Below are 15,946 nucleotides of genomic sequence, written 5' to 3'. Positions count from 1 at the left end.
CGATGACACGGCGTACCGGACCCGGCCCGCTCGCGGGGTTACTGCTCGCCGCCCTGCTGGCGGTGGCCGGCACGGCCTGTTCGGAGCCGGAGCGGTCCGCGGCGCCGCACTGCCCGGACGGGGCACCGACCTGTTCCGCGAGCACCTCCTCGGCCCCGCCGAGCAGCACCCCGGGCACGCCCAGTACGACGGCGGCGGCCCCGACCACCGCGCCGGCCCCGGCTCCGACACCGACGCCCACGTCCACGTCCACGGAGAAACCGGCCGGGAAGCCCACCGCCGGGGGCGCGTGCGCCTCCCCCGGCGCCTGCGGTTTCCCCGACGCCCGCACCACCGGTCACCGCACCGCCCTCGAGCCGCACCACACCGGCTACCAGACCATCCGGACCGACGGGACGGTCATCCGGGGCCGGGACATCACCGGCTCGCTCGACATCTACGCCAACGACGTCACCGTCATCGACACCCGGATCACCTCGGACAACTGGTGGGGCATCAACCTGCGCCCCGGCTACCACGGCCTGCGGGTCCTGCACTCCACGATCACCGCGGTGCCCGGCAAGGGGCCGGACAACGGCGGTGTGGACTACGCGGTGTCGAACATGGGCGGCAGTTCCGTCGAGGTCGGCTGGTGCGACGTCTCGGTGTTCGGCGACGCCCTGTCCATGGGGCAGGGGAACCTGCACGACAACTACGTCCACGGCATCGTCCCGTTCGTCAACCTGGGCGGCGAGTGGCAGCACACCAACGCCGTGATCAGCGGCGGCGGCAACACCGGCCGGCTGGTCATCCGGCACAACACCCTGCTCAACCCGACCAGTCTGAAGCAGGGTGCCTCCGGGAGCATCGGCCTGTTCGCGGACACCGGCGTGGTCCGCAACGTCACCGTGGCCGACAACTGGATCGCGGGCGGCGCGTACGCCCTGTACGGCGGTTCCACCGGTGCCACCAACATCAAGGTCACCGGCAACGTCTTCTCCACCCAGTACCATCCCGCCTCCGGCGGCTACGGCGTGGTGGCGCACTGGAACGCGGCCGGCGCCGGGAACGTGTGGCGGAACAACCGGATGTCCGACGGCCGCCCGGTCCACCCGGAGCCGGCCTCATGAGCGGCGGCACGGCGCGCGGCGTCGCGCGGGCGCCCTGGACGCTGCTCAAGGCCCTGTTCGGCTGGCTGGTGCTCTTCGAGGCGCGGAACAAGGTGCTGCTGGCGCCCGGCGCGGTGCGGCTGCGCCGGTTCGAGGACGCCGAGGTCAGACGGCTGGCGGCGGTCCGGACGGCGCCGCCCGCCGCGCTGGTCGCCACGGTGATCGCCACCCACCGCCGCCCCGAGGCGCTGCGCGCCGCCGTGCGCTCGGCGCTGGAGCAGACCGTCCGCGACCAGGTGGTCATCGTCGTCGACGACGGCGCCGGACTGCCCGAACTGCCCGCCGATCCCCGCCTGTCCGCCGTCTCGCTGGCCCGCAACACGGGGGTCGCGGGCGTCGTCCGCAACGTGGGCATCCGTCTCACCCGCTCGCGGTACGTGGCGTTCCTGGACGACGACAACCTGTGGGAACCCGACCACCTGGAGCGGGCGCTCGCGGTCCTCGCTGCCCCCGGCGGACCGGACGCCGTCTACACCGCACTGCGCCGTGTCCTGCCCGACGGCACCGAGCACGACATCCTGTCGGTGCCCTGCGACCGGCGCCGGGCCGCCCGCGAGGCGTTCTGGGACACCAACGCCTTCGTCGCCCGCCGCACCCGCGCCCTGTACTTCAGCCGGCTGCGCCGGACCCCGGAGGTGCTGCCCCGGGAGGACTGGGAGCTGATCCGCCGGTACGGCCGCCGGCACCGGGTGCGCCATGTGCCGCACCCCACCGTCCGGTACCTGATGAACCCGGCCAGCTTCTACACGCAGTGGCAGCAGTCCCGTTGAGACCCGATACTCCGCTCCGACCACAGGTGGTTGATCCCATGCCCCGCTCCCGCGCCCTGCGGAACAGATTCGTCGACGCGCCCGGCTCGCTGGGCGAACGCCTGCGCGTCGCCCGCTGGGAACGGTTCCAGCGCTGCTTCCCCGGCATCGAGCACATGCGCGTCGTCGACCTGGGCGGAACGGCCGAGATGTGGCTGCGCGCGCCGCTGCGCGCCAAGCACGTCCATCTGATCAACCTGGAGGAGCACCCCGCCGAACTGCCCGACTGGATCACCGCCGAGGTCGCCGACGTGACCGACGCGGCGGTCGCCGCCGAGCTGAGCGCGCACGGCGGCTACGACCTGGTGTTCTCCAACTCGGTCATCGAGCACGTGGGCGGCCACGGCCAGCGCCGGAAGTTCGTCGCGGCGGTCGGGTCGTTGGCCCCCCGGCACTGGATCCAGACGCCGTACCGCTACTTCCCGGTCGAGCCGCACTTCGTGGCGCCCGGCTTCCAGTTCCTGCCGCTGGCCGCCCGGGCCCGCCTGGTTCGGCGCTGGCCGCTGGTGCACAGCCGCCCCGACAGCCCTCAGTCCGCGATGAACGCGGTGATCAACATCGAGCTGCTGACCCGCACCGAGATGCGCTACCTGTTCCCCGACTCGGTGCTGCTCAGCGAACGGGTGCTCGGTGCCCCGAAGTCGCTCATCGCCGTCCGGAGAGGGCTCTGATGCTGAACAACCTGGTCAACCGGCATGACGCGGACCGGCTGCTGCGCAAGGTGCGCAAGCTGGACCTGGACCCGGTGCTGGCCAAGCTGCGGGTGCGGGGCGGCGCGCGGGTGGTCCAGCACTGGTCCCGGGTCGACCCGTCGCTGACCGAGTGGTGGGCGATACCGGCGGTCATCAAGCGGTGGAACCTGCTGATGACCGGCGACCCGGAGCTCTCCTTCCCCGAGTACGTGGCCGCCGAGCACTTCGCGCCGCGCACCGGTCTGCGCGGCCTCTCGCTCGGCTGCGGCACCGGCGGCAACGAGCTGCTCTGGGCGCGGACCGGTGCGTTCGCTCTGCTGGAGGGGGTGGACGTGGCCGAGCAGCGGATCGACTTCGCCACCCGCACCGCCGCCGAGCAGGGTCTCGCCGACGTGCTGCGGTTCCGGGTCACCGACGTCAACCGGATGGCCGCCGACGGCGAGCGTTTCGACGTACTGCTGGGCCTGCAGTCGCTGCACCACTTCGACCGTCTCGACGAGACCCTGCCGCGGCTGTCCGGGCTGCTGGAGCCGGGCGGGACCTTCGTGGTCGACGAGTTCGTCGGCCCCACCCGGTTCCAGTGGACCGACGCCCAGCTGGACGCCGCGAACGCGTTGCTGGCCCTGCTCCCCGAGGAGCGCCGGCGGCTGGCCGACGGCCGGATCAAGCGCCGGGTGGTGCGGCCGAGCCGGATGTCGATGGTGCTGGACGACCCCTCGGAGGCGGTGGACGCGGCGGCCCTGCTGCCCGGTCTGCGGCGCCACTTCGACGTCGTCGAGGAGCGGCCGTACGGGGGCACGGTGCTGCACATCGCGTTCTCCGGGATCGCGCACAACTTCCGGGACCAGGAGCCCGCGACGCTGGCCCTGCTGGAGCGGTGCTTCGCCGCCGAGGACGCGGCGCTGCCGGAGGTCGGGCACGACTTCGTCGCGATGGTCTGCCGGGCGCGCACCCCCTGACCGGAGCGCCGGGGCGGTCAGGGCCCCGGCGTGGCGCGCAGGGCGCCGGGCCGGACCAGCGCGGCCACGGCGGCGCGGGCGGCCGGGCGGCCGAGGGCGGCCCGCGAGGTCTCGCGCAGCAGGACGGCGGCACGGAACGCGGCGGTGGCCAGGGCGCCGTGCCGCCGCCGGTACAGGCGGACCCGGTTGAGGGTGAGCAGGGTCCACAGGCGGGGCGACACCCGGGAGTCGCCACCCAGGTGCACCGCCTCGGCGGTCGGCTCAAGGCAGGTGGCGTGTCCCCGGTCCCGGGCCCGCAGGCAGTACTCGGTCTCCTCCGAGTACAGGAAGAACGACTCGTCCCACCGCCCGCAGTCGGCCAGGCACTCTCCCGATATTGCCATCAGCGCCCCGGTCGCCCAGTCCGCGCGGGTGGGCCGCCGGTACGCGGCCGGGTCGGTGACCATCTCGCTCAGCGCCGGGAAGCGTCCGGCCCGGGTGTTGCCGATGAGCGCCTCCCCGAACGCCCGCAGCACGGTCGGCTCCCGGCGCAGCGACTGGTGCGGCGCCTCGCCGCCGTCCTCGTACAGCAGCGGTACGACGATCCCGGTGCCGTCCCCGAGGCCGTCGACCAGGCGTTTGGCGCAGCCCTGCCGCATCCGGACGTCGGGGTTGCAGATCAGCACGGCCCCGTATTCGCCGGCCGCGTCCAGCGCCGCGTTGATCCCGGCGGCGTACCCGGCGTTGCGGCCGGTCTCCACCACGACGGCGGCCGGGGCCAGCGTCCGCAGCACCGCCACCGTGTCGTCGCCGGAGTCGTTGTCGGCGACGACGAGCCGCCAGTCCAGGCCGGCCATGCCGTCGGGCAGCGCGGCGAGGAAGCCGGGGAGCACCGCGGCGCTGTTCCAGGTGACGACGACGACGGCGACGGTGCTCATCGGGACTCCGCGAGGTGGGGAAGCCGGGCTTCGGGGGCTGTACGGGGTGCGGGTACGGCGATCGTGGCAGCGGCGGCGGCCTCGCGGCGGACGAAGCCGAGGTAGCTGCCGCCGGCGCCCAGGAGCAGGAAGAACATGCCCGCGTACATGGGGAAGCTGAGCGCGTCGAAGGTGGCGCTGATGACGAGGGCGACCAGGGCGGAGGCGAGGAAGGCCTGGCCGAGTTCCCGGTCCGACTCGGTGCGGGCGAGCCGGCGGATGGCGCCGCCGGTGTGGACGCCGGTGACGATCAGCACCAGCAGGGCGATCAGGCCGAGGACGCCCATCTCGGCCAGGACCAGCATGTACTCGTTGTCGGTGAAGAAGTACAGGTCCGGGGTGAAGGTCCCGAACCCGCGGCCGAACCAGGGGTGTTCCTCGAGGTAGGGCACGATGGCGCCGTACTTCACGGTGCGGGCCTGGGTGCTGCTGTCGGAGTCGGACAGGAAGCTGGCGAACAGGTTGGTGATGGTGCCGATCAGGCCGGGGATGATCACCTTGAAGCCGGCCACCGAGCCCAGGATCAGGCCGATGGCGGCCCAGCGGCGCTGCGGCTTCCAGCGGGGCACCAGCACGAGGATCGCGATGAAGGCGCCGATGATGGAGGTCCGGGACACGGTCAGCGGCAGCGCGCCCGCCATGATCGCCACCGGGGCCCAGCGGCGCAGCGCGCCGGCGTGCCGGCGTACCGGGTCGAACGCCTGGTGGACGGCGAACGGGACCAGCAGGGCGAGCATGCCGCCGAACTCCAGCGGGTGGGCGGTGGTGGAGCGGGGCCGGGTGAACGAGCCGCGGTCCATCGCGCCGCTCCCGGCGCTGCTGGACTGGAGGCCGGGGATGCTGATGGAGTCGGCGATGTTGGTCGCGGCGAAGAAGTCGTAGTAGCCGAGCAGTGCCACCACCGTGCCCAGTACGACGAGCCGGCGCATCAGGGTCTCCAGTCGGCTGCGCTCCTGGATGCCGGCCGAGGCCAGCACCACCAGCGCCACCCACACCAGCAGTGCGATGAGCCCCCGGTCGGCGCCGAGGGTCTCGGCGTGCGTGCTGCCGCGGGTGGCGGCCGCCAGGTAGGACAGCAGCACGGCGGCGGCGAGCACGCACATCGCCACCCGCGGCAGTCTGGTGCCCCGGGCGGGCACGATCCGGCCGCCGAGCCAGGTCGCGAGGTACCAGAGCAGCCCGAGCAGGGCGAAGACGTTGGCGGGGGTGCCGACGCCGCCCAGCGCGGGCAGCGTGAGGTTGGAGGGGACGAAGACGGCCAGCACCAGGTAGCCGGTGAGGATCGTGGTGGCGTCCAGCCGGCGCACCAGCAGCCCCCTGGGCCGCTCCGGGGGGCGGGCGCGGTGGCGGCGGGGCACGTAGCCGGCCAGGGCGCGGCCCCGGCGGCGGACCACCGCGACGCCCTCGGCGAGGATGGACAGCAGGAACGCGGCCACCAGCCCGACGATGACGACCGCCGCGATGCCCTGGTAGCGGCTCTTGGACTGCGGGGCCGGGGTCTGCGGCAGGACGACCGGCGCGGACTGCACCGCGTACACCGCCGGCACCTTGGCGGCGGACTGGAGGGCGGTCAGCTGTTCGCCGGCGAACTCGGTGAGGGTGGTGGTCTCGCGCAGCACGTTCGCCCGGTCGGTGCCGGTGACGCCCAGGGTGAGCAGCGGTCCGTCGGCGTTGGCCGCGAAGGCGACCGTGTACTGGTCGGTGACGCCGCGCGAGCGCAGCTCCTTGGCCGCGTCGCTCGACTGGAGGGTGCGGATCAGCACGTCGGCGGTGACCACGAGGGAACCGCCCGCGTTGGAGAGGGGGTTGCCGAAGGTGGGGGCCAGTTCGGCGGTGGCCGTGGAGTCGATGAGGGTGACGGAGCTCTGCGACTCGTAGGAGACCGGGATGGTGCGGTACAGGTAGCCGCCCGCCAGCAGGCTGAGCAGGGTGAGGGGGACGACGAAGTACCAGCGGCGGCGCATGATCGCAAGCAGGTCGGCAAGGCTCATGAGGGCTCCGGGGCGGGTGATTCGGTGGCGGTGGGCCCCGGCGCCTGCGAGGATCGGTGACGCCGACCGAAGGAGTCCCCTTGTCGCCCCGTGACGTCGCCGAAGCGTTGCTCCGCCGCTGGTACGTGGCTCTGCTCGGGCTGGTGCTGACGGCCGCCGGTGGCTGGCAGGTGCTGCATACCGCGCCCCGGTACCTGAGTTCGGCGGTGATCGTGCTCAAGCCGCCCGCGACGGGCAACCAGCCCAATCAGCTGACGAACCTCCAGCCGCCGCTGGCCACCCTCTCCTACGGGGTGATCCAGCAGCTCGAATCGCCCGCCGGGCAGGCGGAGCTGACCAAGGCCGGGGTGCGGGGCGGGTACCGGCTGATCCCGCGCAACAGCGGCACCAGCGCGACGCCGCAGTACCTGATCCCGTCGGTGCAGGTGCAGGCGGAGCGGGCCGGCGGGGCCGCGGCCGACACGGCGGTCCAGCGGGTCATCGACGTCTACACCCGGCACGTGGCGGCCGTCCAGGACGCCCAGCGGGTCGCGCCCCGGCTGCGGATCACCCCGTCCGTCCTGGTCGCGCCGAGTGCCGCTCCGGTGCTCGGCGTCCGCAGCCGGGCGCTGGCGGGCACCGCCCTGCTGGGCCTGACCGGCACCTTCCTGGCCGCGCTGTGGTGGGACCGGTACGCGCGGCGCCGCAGGCGGAACTCCCCGGACCCCGTCCGGCACCCCGAGGGCGTCCCGGTGACCGGCTGAGTGGTGCTGACCACGCATCAGATACCGCGCCGCTTCCAGGACTCCCACCACAGCCGCTCCCGGCCGCGCTCGGCCACCGCCGACCAGACCAGCGGCTGGAGGTACGGCATGGCCCGCGGGCCGATCCGGCGGCGCAGCCGCAGCGCACGGTACTCGGGCAGCGCCCGGTACCCCGGCAGGCACTGCTCGGCGAAGGCCACGCACTCCTCGACCGGGACCACCGCCGTGCGGCCCCGGTCGTAGGCCCGGTAGGCGCGGCGCAGGGCGAACCGGGCCAGCCGGGTGTGCACCTGGCCGGCCAGCCGGTCGGCGCCCGGCAGCCGGTCGGCGCACTTGGCGAGCACCGAGTCGAAGGCCACCAGCCGCTGCCGCAGGTCGTCGAGCTGGCCGCCGAAGTCGGTGGTGGACATGTTGTCGCCGTGCACCCGGTAGTACGCCTGGTCGGCGCCGCGGACGTAGCCGACGTCGGCGTGCGCGGCCAGCCGCATCCACATCTCGATGTCCCCGGCGTGCGGCAGGGCCGGGTCGTAGCCGCCGACCGCGCGCTGGAGACTGGTGCGCACGACGACCTCCGGTGAGGTGATGCAGCCGGTGCCCTCGCGGAACCGCCGGTCCAGCCACCAGCGCCCCGGGTAGACGACCGAACCGGTGCTCGTCGTACGGGCCCTGGGCAGCGGTCCGCCGTGCCGAAAGCGCAGCGGCCGCCCGTAGGCGAACCCCGCCTCGGGGTGGGCGTCCAGCAGGGCGGCCGCCCGGACCAGGGCGCCCGGCACCAGCCGGTCGTCGGCGGAGAGCAGCGCCACGTAGTCGCCGTCGGCCCACTCCAGGAGACCTTCGTTGTACGTGGCGATGTGCCCCTTGTTGGCCGCGTGCACCCGTACCTCGATCCGCGGGTCGGCGGCGGCCAGCTTGTGCGCGGTCTCCGCCGAGTCGTCGGGCGAGGCGTCGTCGATGATGAGCACCCGGACGTCCACGCCGTCCTGCTCGTCCAGGACGCTGCTGACGCAGTCGGCGAGGAAGTGGCCGTACTTGTAGCAGGGGATGACGACACTGACACTGCTCATCGTGGCAAGGCCCATCAGTTCTTCGGGTGGCGGACGGAGTCGGCGGTCAGGGTCCAGGTGCGCGATCGCACCGTTTCGCGGTGCTTGTCCCGGGCCGTCACCGTGATCTCGAACCGGGTGCCGTCCGGCAGCGGCGCGGACAGGTGGACGGTGGCCCTGCGGCTCGCCCGGTCGTAGGCGGTGACGGCCTTGACGTGGAGGTCCTCGGCGGCGGCCCGGTGGGCGCCGGGCAGGATGTCCAGGGTCGCCCTGACGGACGACACCTCGGCGTCGGCCGGTACGGTCACCGCCAGTGGGTCCACCGCGTCGGCGGTGTACGTCACCGTGGACGCGGTCGGCTCCGCGGAGCCCTCCGCCGCCAGCGAGGCGCTCGGGTCGTCGGCGGTGAAGACCGGGCCGACCCAGTAGTTGGCGGAGCCGTAGGAGCCGGTCGGGAAGGCCGGGTCGGTGCTGTACTTGTACAGCCCGTTGGGGTGGGCGGCGGTGTCGGCGGTGGCGGTCAGCGGATAGGACTGGTGGGCGGCGGCGAAGTAGCCGCCGTCCACCGCGTACCGGCCGCCCGGTGCGTGGTAGGAGGCGACGTACGCGGTGCCGGCGGTGACCTTCACGGGGGTGTCGAAGACCAGGGTCTGCCAGCCGGAGTCCGTCTCGCCGGTGAAGGTGCCGCCGGCCAGCAGGGTGCCGTCGTCGGACCAGAGGCTGCCGGTGTGGGTGCCGGTGTTGGCGGCCCCCTTGTAGAAGGTGACGCCGGTGATCCAGCCGTCCGCCGAGGAGGTGAACCGGGTGCCCAGCTCCACCGAGTTGGTGTCGGAGGTCATGTCCGGGACGGCCGGGGTGGCCGAGGGACTCCACAGCGTGCAGGGGCAGGTGACCGGTGGCGGGGTGGCGCTGGTGGTGAAGGACCAGGTCACCGGTGCCGTCATCGTGTTGCCCCAGACGTCGGAGGCGCGCACGGTGGCGGTGTAGGTGGTGTGCAGGGCCAGCTGGCTGGACGGGGTGAAGGTCACCTTGTCCGCCGCGGGCACGGTCACCGCGCCCGGCACCGTGTTGCCACTGGCGTCCCGCACGGTGAAGGTCAGGTCGTCCGGGTCGACGGACGCGCTGAGCACGGCCGACACCGAGGCGGTGATCGCGGTGTCGGTGGCCCCGGAGGGCGGGGAGGTGGCGGTGACGGTGGGCGGGGTGGTGGAGGCCGTCGAGGTGTCCAGCACCACGTCGACCCAGTAGTTGCTGCCGTCCGACTGGGTGGACGGGAAGGTGCTGGCGGAGCCGTACTTGTAGACGCCGTTGCCGCCGTCGGTGCCGGACTTCAGGGCGGTCAGCGGTTCCAAGCCGGTGTCCTTGCCGGTGAAGTAGCCGGCGTCGTAGGAGTATCCGCCGTTCGGCGCGAAGTAGGACGCCACGTAGGTGGTGTTGGCCTTGACGGAGACCGGGGTGGCGAAGTTGAGCTGCTGCCAGCCGGAGGCCGTCTCGTTGCCGAAGGTGCCGGTGGCCAGCCGGGTGCCGGACGCGGTCCACAGGCTGCCGGTGTGCGTGCCGGTGTTGTTGGGCGACTTGTAGAAGCGTACGGCGGTGACCGAACCGGCTTTGGTGGTGCGGAACTTGACGCCCAGCTCGACGGAGCCGCCGTCGCCCGAGTTGACCTTGCCGGGCACGGCGGTGGCCGGCCAGACGGTGCACGGGCAGGTCTGCGGCCCGACGGTGAGCGGGATGGTGGTGACCGGGCCGATGTTGACGCTGTCGTCGACCGCGCGGACCTTGACCGAGGCGGGGCCCGGGGTGGTCGGGATCCAGCTGTAGGACCACGACGCCAGTCCGGTGGCGGCCTGCCAGGTGGCGCCCCCGTCGGTGGAGACCTCCACCCGGGCCACCACACCGCCGGAGTCGGTGGCGGTGCCCTTGACGGTGACCGCCTTCAGGGCCGGCACGGTCGTCTGGGCGGCCGGCGCGGACACGGTGACGGCCGGGCCCGCGGTGTCGGTGGAGGCGGTGGCGGCGACCAGGTCGCTCTGCCGGGTGGCCGGCTGCACGCCCAGGTCGGCCAGCACGTTCACGGTGGCCTGCTGCATCCGGACGTCCTCGGTGACCACCGTGTCCTCGGGGTCGTAGGTGGGCACGTTGGTCAGCCCCCACGACCACTGCACGGTTCCGGCGCCGAACACCAGGGCCCCGGAGTCCTGGTCGCGGAAGGCGACCAGGCTGTGGGTGGCGGTGCCGTTGCCGTACAGGTTGCCCCAGTCCGTGCGGAGCTTGTCGTCGTTGATCTCCACGGTGGTGGACGACAGGTTGATCGCCCCGGTGGGCCGGGTGCTGTTGTCGATGTCGCTGTCCCACTCGTAGCCGAGGGTGCCGGTCGGGAAGGTGGCGGTCTGGCTCGCGGTGAGGTTCGCGACGGAGGTGTTGCGCCAGATGCGGTTCCTGCCGTACGAGCCGGGCACGGTGATGGCGTCGGCCCGGTAGCCGTTCACGGTGAACATGGAGCCGGTGAGGATGTTCGGCGGCTGGTAGTCCTGGCCGTACTGGGTGCTGGCCGGGTCCATCCAGGTGCCGGTCCAGGTGCCGCTGGGGTCGGCGATGCCGTTGTTCTGGGCCATCTTGGTCATCTTGTAGCAGACCAGGGTGCGGTCGGCCGTGCCGGTGCCGTCGATGCTCGGGGCCAGCCGGGTCTGCCAGAACACCTCGTTGCCGCTGAAGAACGCCTGCTGGACGCCGGCCTTGCGGGCGTTCAGGACGTTGGTGTATTGGCTCTGCGTCCAGTACTCGTCATGGCCGGAGGACATGTACACCTGGTGCTTCTTCAGCAGGGTGGCGCCGTTGACCGACACGTCGACGCCGGACAGGTAGCTGACGTCGTAGCCGTTGCGTTCCAGCCAGGCGAGCATCATGAACTCGGAGCCGTAGATGCCGTTGTCGCCGCCGATGTCCAGCGGCCGGTTGTAGCTGACCTCGTAGGCCCGGCCGTCGGGCGCGGGTCCGGCGCCGCCGTAGAGGTCCTGGCCGCCGTAGTCGTTGTACGCCTGCCAGGTCTGGTCGCTGGTCTGCACGACGATGTCGGAGGTGCTGTCGTCGTCGCGGACGACGAACGGGTACGGCATCAGGCCGTCCCCGTCGGCCTGCGCGAGGTTGGCGATGTACAGGCCGGAGACGGCGTCGGCGGGCACCGTCCAGGTGACGTTCACCGGCCAGTTCCCGCAGTCGACCAGACCGGTGTTCCTGGTGGTGCAGGCGGCCGGCGCGGTGGTGTAGTTGCCGGGGTACGTCACCGCCTTCTGGGCCTCGGTCGACATCAGGCGCGCGCCGTCGCCGCCGTACCAGCCAAGGCGGTAGATCTCCACGTGGTACGGGACCGGCGACTGGATCTTGAACTGGACGGTGTCACCGGCCTGCACGCTCTCCTTGGTGGTGAAGCCCTGGATGTCGCCGTAGGAGTTCGACGCGAACCAGTCGGACTTCGGGCTGCCCGCCTTGGAGTTCTCGCACACGATCGGGTTCGAGCCGGTGCCGCACGGATCGGCGGCCGCCTGCGCGGCCCCGGCCTGCGGGAGCACCGCCCAGATCAACGCCGCCACGACGGCGAGCCGGATGCCCTGAAGCCGTCTGCTCCATCTTTTCATGAGTACCTCTCAGCGGTGCCGCGTCAGCCGTCGAGCGCGTGGGCGAGCGTGTCGACGACACGCCGCTGCTGGTCGGGGGTGATCTGGGGGAAGAGCGGCAGGGACAGCGTGCGGTCCGCCACCCCCTCCGCGTTCGGGAAGTCGCCCCGGGCGTGGCCGAGGTGACGGAACGCCGGGGTGAGGTGGACCGGGTCCGGGTAGTGCACCCCGGCGCCGACGCCCTCGGCGTTGAGCTTGCCGACGACGGCGTCCCGGTCCGCGCCGGTGACCTGGACCGTGTACAGGTGCCAGACGTGCACGTTGCCCGGTTCGGTCACGGGCAGCACGATCCGGCCGGCCGCCGCGAGACCGGCCAGCAGTTCGTCGTAGCGGGCGGCGGCCGTGCGGCGGGCCGCGTTGCCGGCCGCCAGCCGTTTCAGCTTGGCCCGCAGGACCACGGCCTGGAGTGCGTCGAGGCGGCTGTTGAACCCGGGGACGTCATGGCGGTACTTGGCGACACCGCCGTGGTTGGCGACGGCGCGCACCAGGCCGGCCGCCTCCTCGTCGTCGGTGAGCACGGCGCCCGCGTCGCCGTAGGCGCCGAGGTTCTTGCCCGGGTAGAAGCTGGTGGCGGCGAGGTGGCCGCGGCCCGGGGTGCGGCCGTCGCGGGAGGCGCCCTGGCACTGCGCGGCGTCCTCGACGATCCGCACCCGCGCGGGCAGCCGCTCGGCCAGCGCGGCCACGTCGGCCATCTGCCCGTACAGGTGGACCGGGACCACCGCGCGGGTGGCCGGGCCGACCGCGGCGAGCGCCGCCGCCGGGTCCAGGAGGTGGCTGCCGGGCAGGCAGTCGGCCGGCACCGGGCGGGCGGCGATCCTGGCCACCGCGCCGGCCGTGGCGATGAAGGTGTTGGCGGGCAGCACCACCTCGTCGCCCGGCCCCACCCCGGCGGCGCGCAGCGCCAGTTCGAGGGCGTCGGTGCCGTTCGCGACGCCGACGCAGTGTCCGACACCGCCGAAGCCGGCGTACTCGCGCTCGAAGCGGCGGACCTCCTCGCCGCCCACGAACGCGGTGTGCGCCAGGATCCGGTCGAAGCCGGCCCGTACCTCGTCGGCGACCTCCTCGTGGGCCGCCTTGAGGTCCACCAGCGGTATCCGGTTCATCTGACAGGTCCCCCCTGTGCGTGCGCTGTGCGCGAGTCGAGTTCGGCGCGCGCGGGCGCGGGCGCCGCGCGCAGCCGGCGGGCCGGGCTGCCCACCCAGACCTCGCCCGGCGGTACGTCGCCGAGCACCGCGCTCCCCATGCCGATCAGCGACCAGGCGCCGACCGTCGTGCCTTCCCTGACCAGCGCGCCGGACGCCACGTAGGCGCCGCGCCCCAGCCGTACGCCGCCGCCCAGCCGCACTCCGGCGGCGAGGGTGGCGAAGTCCTCCACCACGTCGTCGTGGGTGAGCACGGTGTGCGGCATCACCGCGACGTGCGCGCCGACCCGTACCGCGGCGGTCAGCACGCAGTGCGCGAGCAGCACCGAGCCCGGCCCGAGCGCCGAGGTGGCGGACACCGAGGCGGTCGGGTGGACCACGGTGGCGTAGCGCTCGCCGGGCAGGCCGAGGCGCCGGGCGAGGCGGGCCCGGGCCGCGTAGTCGCGGGTGTTGCCCACGCAGATCACGAAGCGGGCCCCGGGCAGTTCGTGGACCAGGTCGCAGTCGCCGAGCACGGGTACGCCGTCCACCTCGGTCCCGTGCAGTGCCGGGTCGTCGTCGAGATGGCCGAGCAGCTCGAAGGCGCCCGTGGCACGCACCGCCTGGGCGGTCTCCCGGGCGAATCCCCCCGCGCCGACGATCACCAGTGCGGTCATCCCGGCGCCCGTTCCCGCAGGGCGGCCACGACCCGGTCCTGCTGGGCCTCGGTCATGGTGTGGAACAGCGGCAGGATCAGCGAGTCGCGGCTGATCCGTTCGGTGACCGGCAGCGGGGCGGCCGGGTGGCCGGCGTAGGCGGGTTCGAGGTGGGCGGCCATGATGCCGCGCCGGGCGGAGACCCCGGCGGCGGCGAGCGCGCCGAGCAGGCCGTCCCGGCCGCCGGGGAAGTCCTCGGCCAGCAGCACCCAGTAGGACTGGAAGTTGCTCTGCCCGTGTCCGGGGTCGCGCACCGGGGTGAGGCCGGGGACGTCACGCAGCAACCGGTCGTAGCGGGCGGCGAGTTCGCGGCGGCGGGCGATCATCGGGTCCAGCTTGCCGAGCTGGACGAGGCCGACGGCGGCCTGGATGTCGGTCATCCGGTAGTTGAAGCCGACCTCCAGGTAGCTCTCCAGGACCGGCTGGTCGCTGGCGTGGCGCTGGGCCGCCGAGGCGTTCATGCCGTGCTCGCGCAGCCGGCGCAGCCGGGCCGCCCACTCGGCGTCGTCGGTGGTGACCATGCCGCCCTCGCCGGTGGTGACGAGCTTGCGGGGGTGGAAGGACCAGGCGGCGAGCAGCGCGCCGTGGCCGACCGGCTTGCCGCCGACGGTGGAGCCGATGGCGCAGGCCGCGTCCTCCACCAGCGGCAGGTCCCAGTCGGCGCAGGCGGCGCGCAGGGTGGCCACGTCGGCCGGGACGCCGCCCTGGTGGACCGCGAGGACGGCCTTGGTGCGGGAGGTGCGGACCGCGTCGACGGTCGCCGCGGTCAGGTTGCCGGTGGCGAGCTCGACGTCCGCGAAGACGGGCTCGGCGCCCGCGTACCGTACGGCGTTGGCGGTGGCGATGAAGGACAGTGAGGGCACCACCACCTCGTCGCCGGGCCCGATGCCGAGCACGACGAGCGACAGGTGCAGGGCGGTGGTGCAGGAGCTGACGGCGACGGCGTGCTCGGCGCCCACCCGCTCGGCGAAGGCCCGCTCGAAGGCCGCGACCCTGGGGCCCTGGGCCACCCAGCCGGACAGCACGGCGTCGGAGGCGGCCCGCGCCTCCTGCTCGCCGAGCCAGGGGATCATGACCGGGATGCGGTCGGCCGCGGTGCTCACTGGGCCGCCTCCCGCTCCGCGCGCCACCACTGCACCAGGTCGCTGAGGCCGGTGCGCAGGTCGATCCCGGCGGTGAAGCCGAGCCGTTCGGCGGCCTGTGCGGTGTCCGCGAGCCGCCGGGTCACGCCGTTCACCGCGCGGGCCGGGCCGTGCACCGGGGCCAGGCCCTCGGCGCCCATCGCCGTCAGGAGGCCCTCGGCCAGTTCCTTGAGGGAGGTCTCGGTGCCGCTGGCGATGTTGAACACCTCGTCGGTGAGGTCCGACTCGGCGGCCAGCACGTTGGCCCTGGCGATGTCGCGGACGTCGACGAAGTCCATGGTCTGGGTGCCGTCGCCGAGGATCAGCGGCGGTTCGCCCGCCTCGATGCGTTCCATCCAGCGGATGAGGACCTCGGTGTAGAGGCCGTGGATGTCCATCCGGGGGCCGTAGACGTTGAAGTAGCGCAGGGCCACGTAGTCCAGGCCGTACATGGCGTGGAAGCTGCGCAGCATGGCCTCGTTGAAGGCCTTGGCGGCGCCGTAGAAGGTGTCGTTGTTGTAGGGGTGGTGGCGTTCGGTGGTGGGGAAGGTCTCGGCCAGGCCGTAGATGGAGGCCGAGGAGGAGGCGACGACCTTGCCGACGCCGGCCTCGGCGGCCGCTTCCAGCACGTTGAAGGTGCCGTCCACCAGCACCTCGTTGGCGAGCCGTGGTTCCTCCGCGCACTGGGTGATGCGGATCGCGGCGAGGTGGAACACCAGGTCGGCGCCCTCGGTGACCTTGCGTACGGTGGCGGCGTCCCGGACGTCGCCCTCGACTATCTCCACGACGCCGCTGGGCAGGGCCCGGGCGAGGTTGGCCCGGCGGCCGCGGACGAAGTTGTCCAGCACCACGATCTCGCGGGCGCCGCCCTCGGCCAGCAGGTCGACCAGGTTGGAGCCGATGGTGCCCGCTCCCCCGGTGACCAGGATCTTCTTTCCTTCTACGGTGCTCACCTGTGGTGCCTTTCCTTGAC

Annotated in this window: 13 protein-coding genes; 5 read left to right on the top strand and 8 right to left on the bottom strand. The window is 73.1% G+C overall.

Going from position 1 to position 15,946, the window contains the following annotated elements; all coding sequences use genetic code 11:
- Positions 1 to 2: 2 nt before the first annotated feature.
- Genes AB0G32_RS08625 through AB0G32_RS08610 form a run of 4 tightly spaced genes read left to right on the top strand, consistent with a single transcriptional unit; the run spans position 3 to position 3,608 of the window.
- Complete coding sequence (locus tag AB0G32_RS08625; protein WP_361160108.1) at positions 3 to 1,109, top strand: hypothetical protein; 1,107 nt, start codon at positions 3 to 5, stop codon at positions 1,107 to 1,109.
- Positions 1,106 to 1,918 (top strand): glycosyltransferase family A protein, encoded by an 813-nt coding sequence (locus tag AB0G32_RS08620; protein ID WP_361160105.1) that lies wholly within the window; start codon positions 1,106 to 1,108, stop codon positions 1,916 to 1,918. Before AB0G32_RS08625 ends, AB0G32_RS08620 begins: the two co-directional genes overlap by 4 nt.
- A gap of 38 nt (positions 1,919 to 1,956) precedes the next feature.
- On the top strand, positions 1,957 to 2,628 hold the full coding sequence (locus AB0G32_RS08615) for a class I SAM-dependent methyltransferase (protein WP_361160102.1): 672 nt from the start codon (positions 1,957 to 1,959) through the stop codon (positions 2,626 to 2,628).
- Positions 2,628 to 3,608 (top strand): class I SAM-dependent methyltransferase, encoded by a 981-nt coding sequence (locus tag AB0G32_RS08610; RefSeq protein ID WP_361160099.1) that lies wholly within the window; start codon positions 2,628 to 2,630, stop codon positions 3,606 to 3,608. The genes AB0G32_RS08615 and AB0G32_RS08610 overlap by 1 nt, the downstream gene beginning before the upstream one ends.
- A gap of 17 nt (positions 3,609 to 3,625) precedes the next feature.
- On the opposite strand, the gene AB0G32_RS08605 is transcribed toward AB0G32_RS08610, so the two are convergent.
- Together AB0G32_RS08605 and AB0G32_RS08600 are read right to left on the bottom strand one after the other, a co-directional pair.
- On the bottom strand, positions 3,626 to 4,525 hold the full coding sequence (locus AB0G32_RS08605) for a glycosyltransferase family 2 protein (protein WP_361160096.1): 900 nt from the start codon (positions 4,523 to 4,525) through the stop codon (positions 3,626 to 3,628).
- Entirely contained in the window at positions 4,522 to 6,555 is a 2,034-nt protein-coding gene (locus AB0G32_RS08600; RefSeq protein ID WP_361160094.1) for an O-antigen ligase family protein, read from the bottom strand. The genes AB0G32_RS08605 and AB0G32_RS08600 overlap by 4 nt, the downstream gene beginning before the upstream one ends.
- An 80-nt stretch (positions 6,556 to 6,635) precedes the next feature.
- Here AB0G32_RS08600 and AB0G32_RS08595 point away from each other — a divergent pair, with 80 nt between their 5' ends.
- Positions 6,636 to 7,298, top strand: a complete 663-nt coding sequence (locus AB0G32_RS08595) for a hypothetical protein (RefSeq protein ID WP_361160092.1) — start codon at positions 6,636 to 6,638, stop codon at positions 7,296 to 7,298.
- Positions 7,299 to 7,315: 17 nt separating this feature from the next.
- On the opposite strand, the gene AB0G32_RS08590 is transcribed toward AB0G32_RS08595, so the two are convergent.
- From AB0G32_RS08590 to AB0G32_RS08565, 6 genes are read right to left on the bottom strand one after another with little or no spacing between them, the layout of a single operon-like run.
- Entirely contained in the window at positions 7,316 to 8,362 is a 1,047-nt protein-coding gene (locus AB0G32_RS08590) for a glycosyltransferase (protein ID WP_361160089.1), read from the bottom strand.
- 14 nt (positions 8,363 to 8,376) lie between these two features.
- The gene (locus AB0G32_RS08585) at positions 8,377 to 11,976 is read right to left on the bottom strand and encodes a DUF4082 domain-containing protein (RefSeq protein ID WP_361160087.1); all 3,600 of its coding nucleotides are present in this window, start codon (positions 11,974 to 11,976) and stop codon (positions 8,377 to 8,379) included.
- 23 nt (positions 11,977 to 11,999) lie between these two features.
- Positions 12,000 to 13,118, bottom strand: a complete 1,119-nt coding sequence (locus AB0G32_RS08580) for a DegT/DnrJ/EryC1/StrS family aminotransferase (protein WP_361160085.1) — start codon at positions 13,116 to 13,118, stop codon at positions 12,000 to 12,002.
- Complete coding sequence (locus AB0G32_RS08575) at positions 13,115 to 13,813, bottom strand: NeuD/PglB/VioB family sugar acetyltransferase (protein WP_361160083.1); 699 nt, start codon at positions 13,811 to 13,813, stop codon at positions 13,115 to 13,117. Before AB0G32_RS08575 ends, AB0G32_RS08580 begins: the two co-directional genes overlap by 4 nt.
- Positions 13,810 to 14,955 carry a DegT/DnrJ/EryC1/StrS family aminotransferase gene (locus AB0G32_RS08570; RefSeq protein WP_361160081.1) on the bottom strand — a complete coding sequence of 382 codons (1,146 nt, stop codon included), beginning with the start codon at positions 14,953 to 14,955 and terminating at the stop codon, positions 13,810 to 13,812. Before AB0G32_RS08570 ends, AB0G32_RS08575 begins: the two co-directional genes overlap by 4 nt.
- Positions 14,952 to 15,926 (bottom strand): NAD-dependent epimerase/dehydratase family protein, encoded by a 975-nt coding sequence (locus AB0G32_RS08565; protein WP_361160079.1) that lies wholly within the window; start codon positions 15,924 to 15,926, stop codon positions 14,952 to 14,954. The genes AB0G32_RS08570 and AB0G32_RS08565 overlap by 4 nt, the downstream gene beginning before the upstream one ends.
- Positions 15,927 to 15,946 lie beyond the last annotated feature (20 nt).

The sequence above is a fragment of the Streptomyces sp. NPDC023723 genome, from assembly GCF_040639815.1.
Classification (GTDB): Bacteria; Actinomycetota; Actinomycetes; order Streptomycetales; family Streptomycetaceae; genus Streptomyces.
The sequence above is the reverse complement of the archived record's forward strand: the minus strand, read 5'-3'. Positions and strand labels throughout refer to the sequence as shown.

Coding starts and splice junctions, on each gene's coding strand:
- AB0G32_RS08625 (WP_361160108.1), top strand. CDS start 3: ATGACACGGCGTACCGGACCCGGCCCGCTCGCGGGGTTACTGCTCGCC.
- AB0G32_RS08620 (WP_361160105.1), top strand. CDS start 1,106: ATGAGCGGCGGCACGGCGCGCGGCGTCGCGCGGGCGCCCTGGACGCTG.
- AB0G32_RS08615 (WP_361160102.1), top strand. CDS start 1,957: ATGCCCCGCTCCCGCGCCCTGCGGAACAGATTCGTCGACGCGCCCGGC.
- AB0G32_RS08610 (WP_361160099.1), top strand. CDS start 2,628: ATGCTGAACAACCTGGTCAACCGGCATGACGCGGACCGGCTGCTGCGC.
- AB0G32_RS08605 (WP_361160096.1), bottom strand. CDS start 4,525: ATGAGCACCGTCGCCGTCGTCGTCGTCACCTGGAACAGCGCCGCGGTG.
- AB0G32_RS08600 (WP_361160094.1), bottom strand. CDS start 6,555: ATGAGCCTTGCCGACCTGCTTGCGATCATGCGCCGCCGCTGGTACTTC.
- AB0G32_RS08590 (WP_361160089.1), bottom strand. CDS start 8,362: ATGAGCAGTGTCAGTGTCGTCATCCCCTGCTACAAGTACGGCCACTTC.
- AB0G32_RS08585 (WP_361160087.1), bottom strand. CDS start 11,976: ATGAAAAGATGGAGCAGACGGCTTCAGGGCATCCGGCTCGCCGTCGTG.
- AB0G32_RS08580 (WP_361160085.1), bottom strand. CDS start 13,118: ATGAACCGGATACCGCTGGTGGACCTCAAGGCGGCCCACGAGGAGGTC.
- AB0G32_RS08575 (WP_361160083.1), bottom strand. CDS start 13,813: ATGACCGCACTGGTGATCGTCGGCGCGGGGGGATTCGCCCGGGAGACC.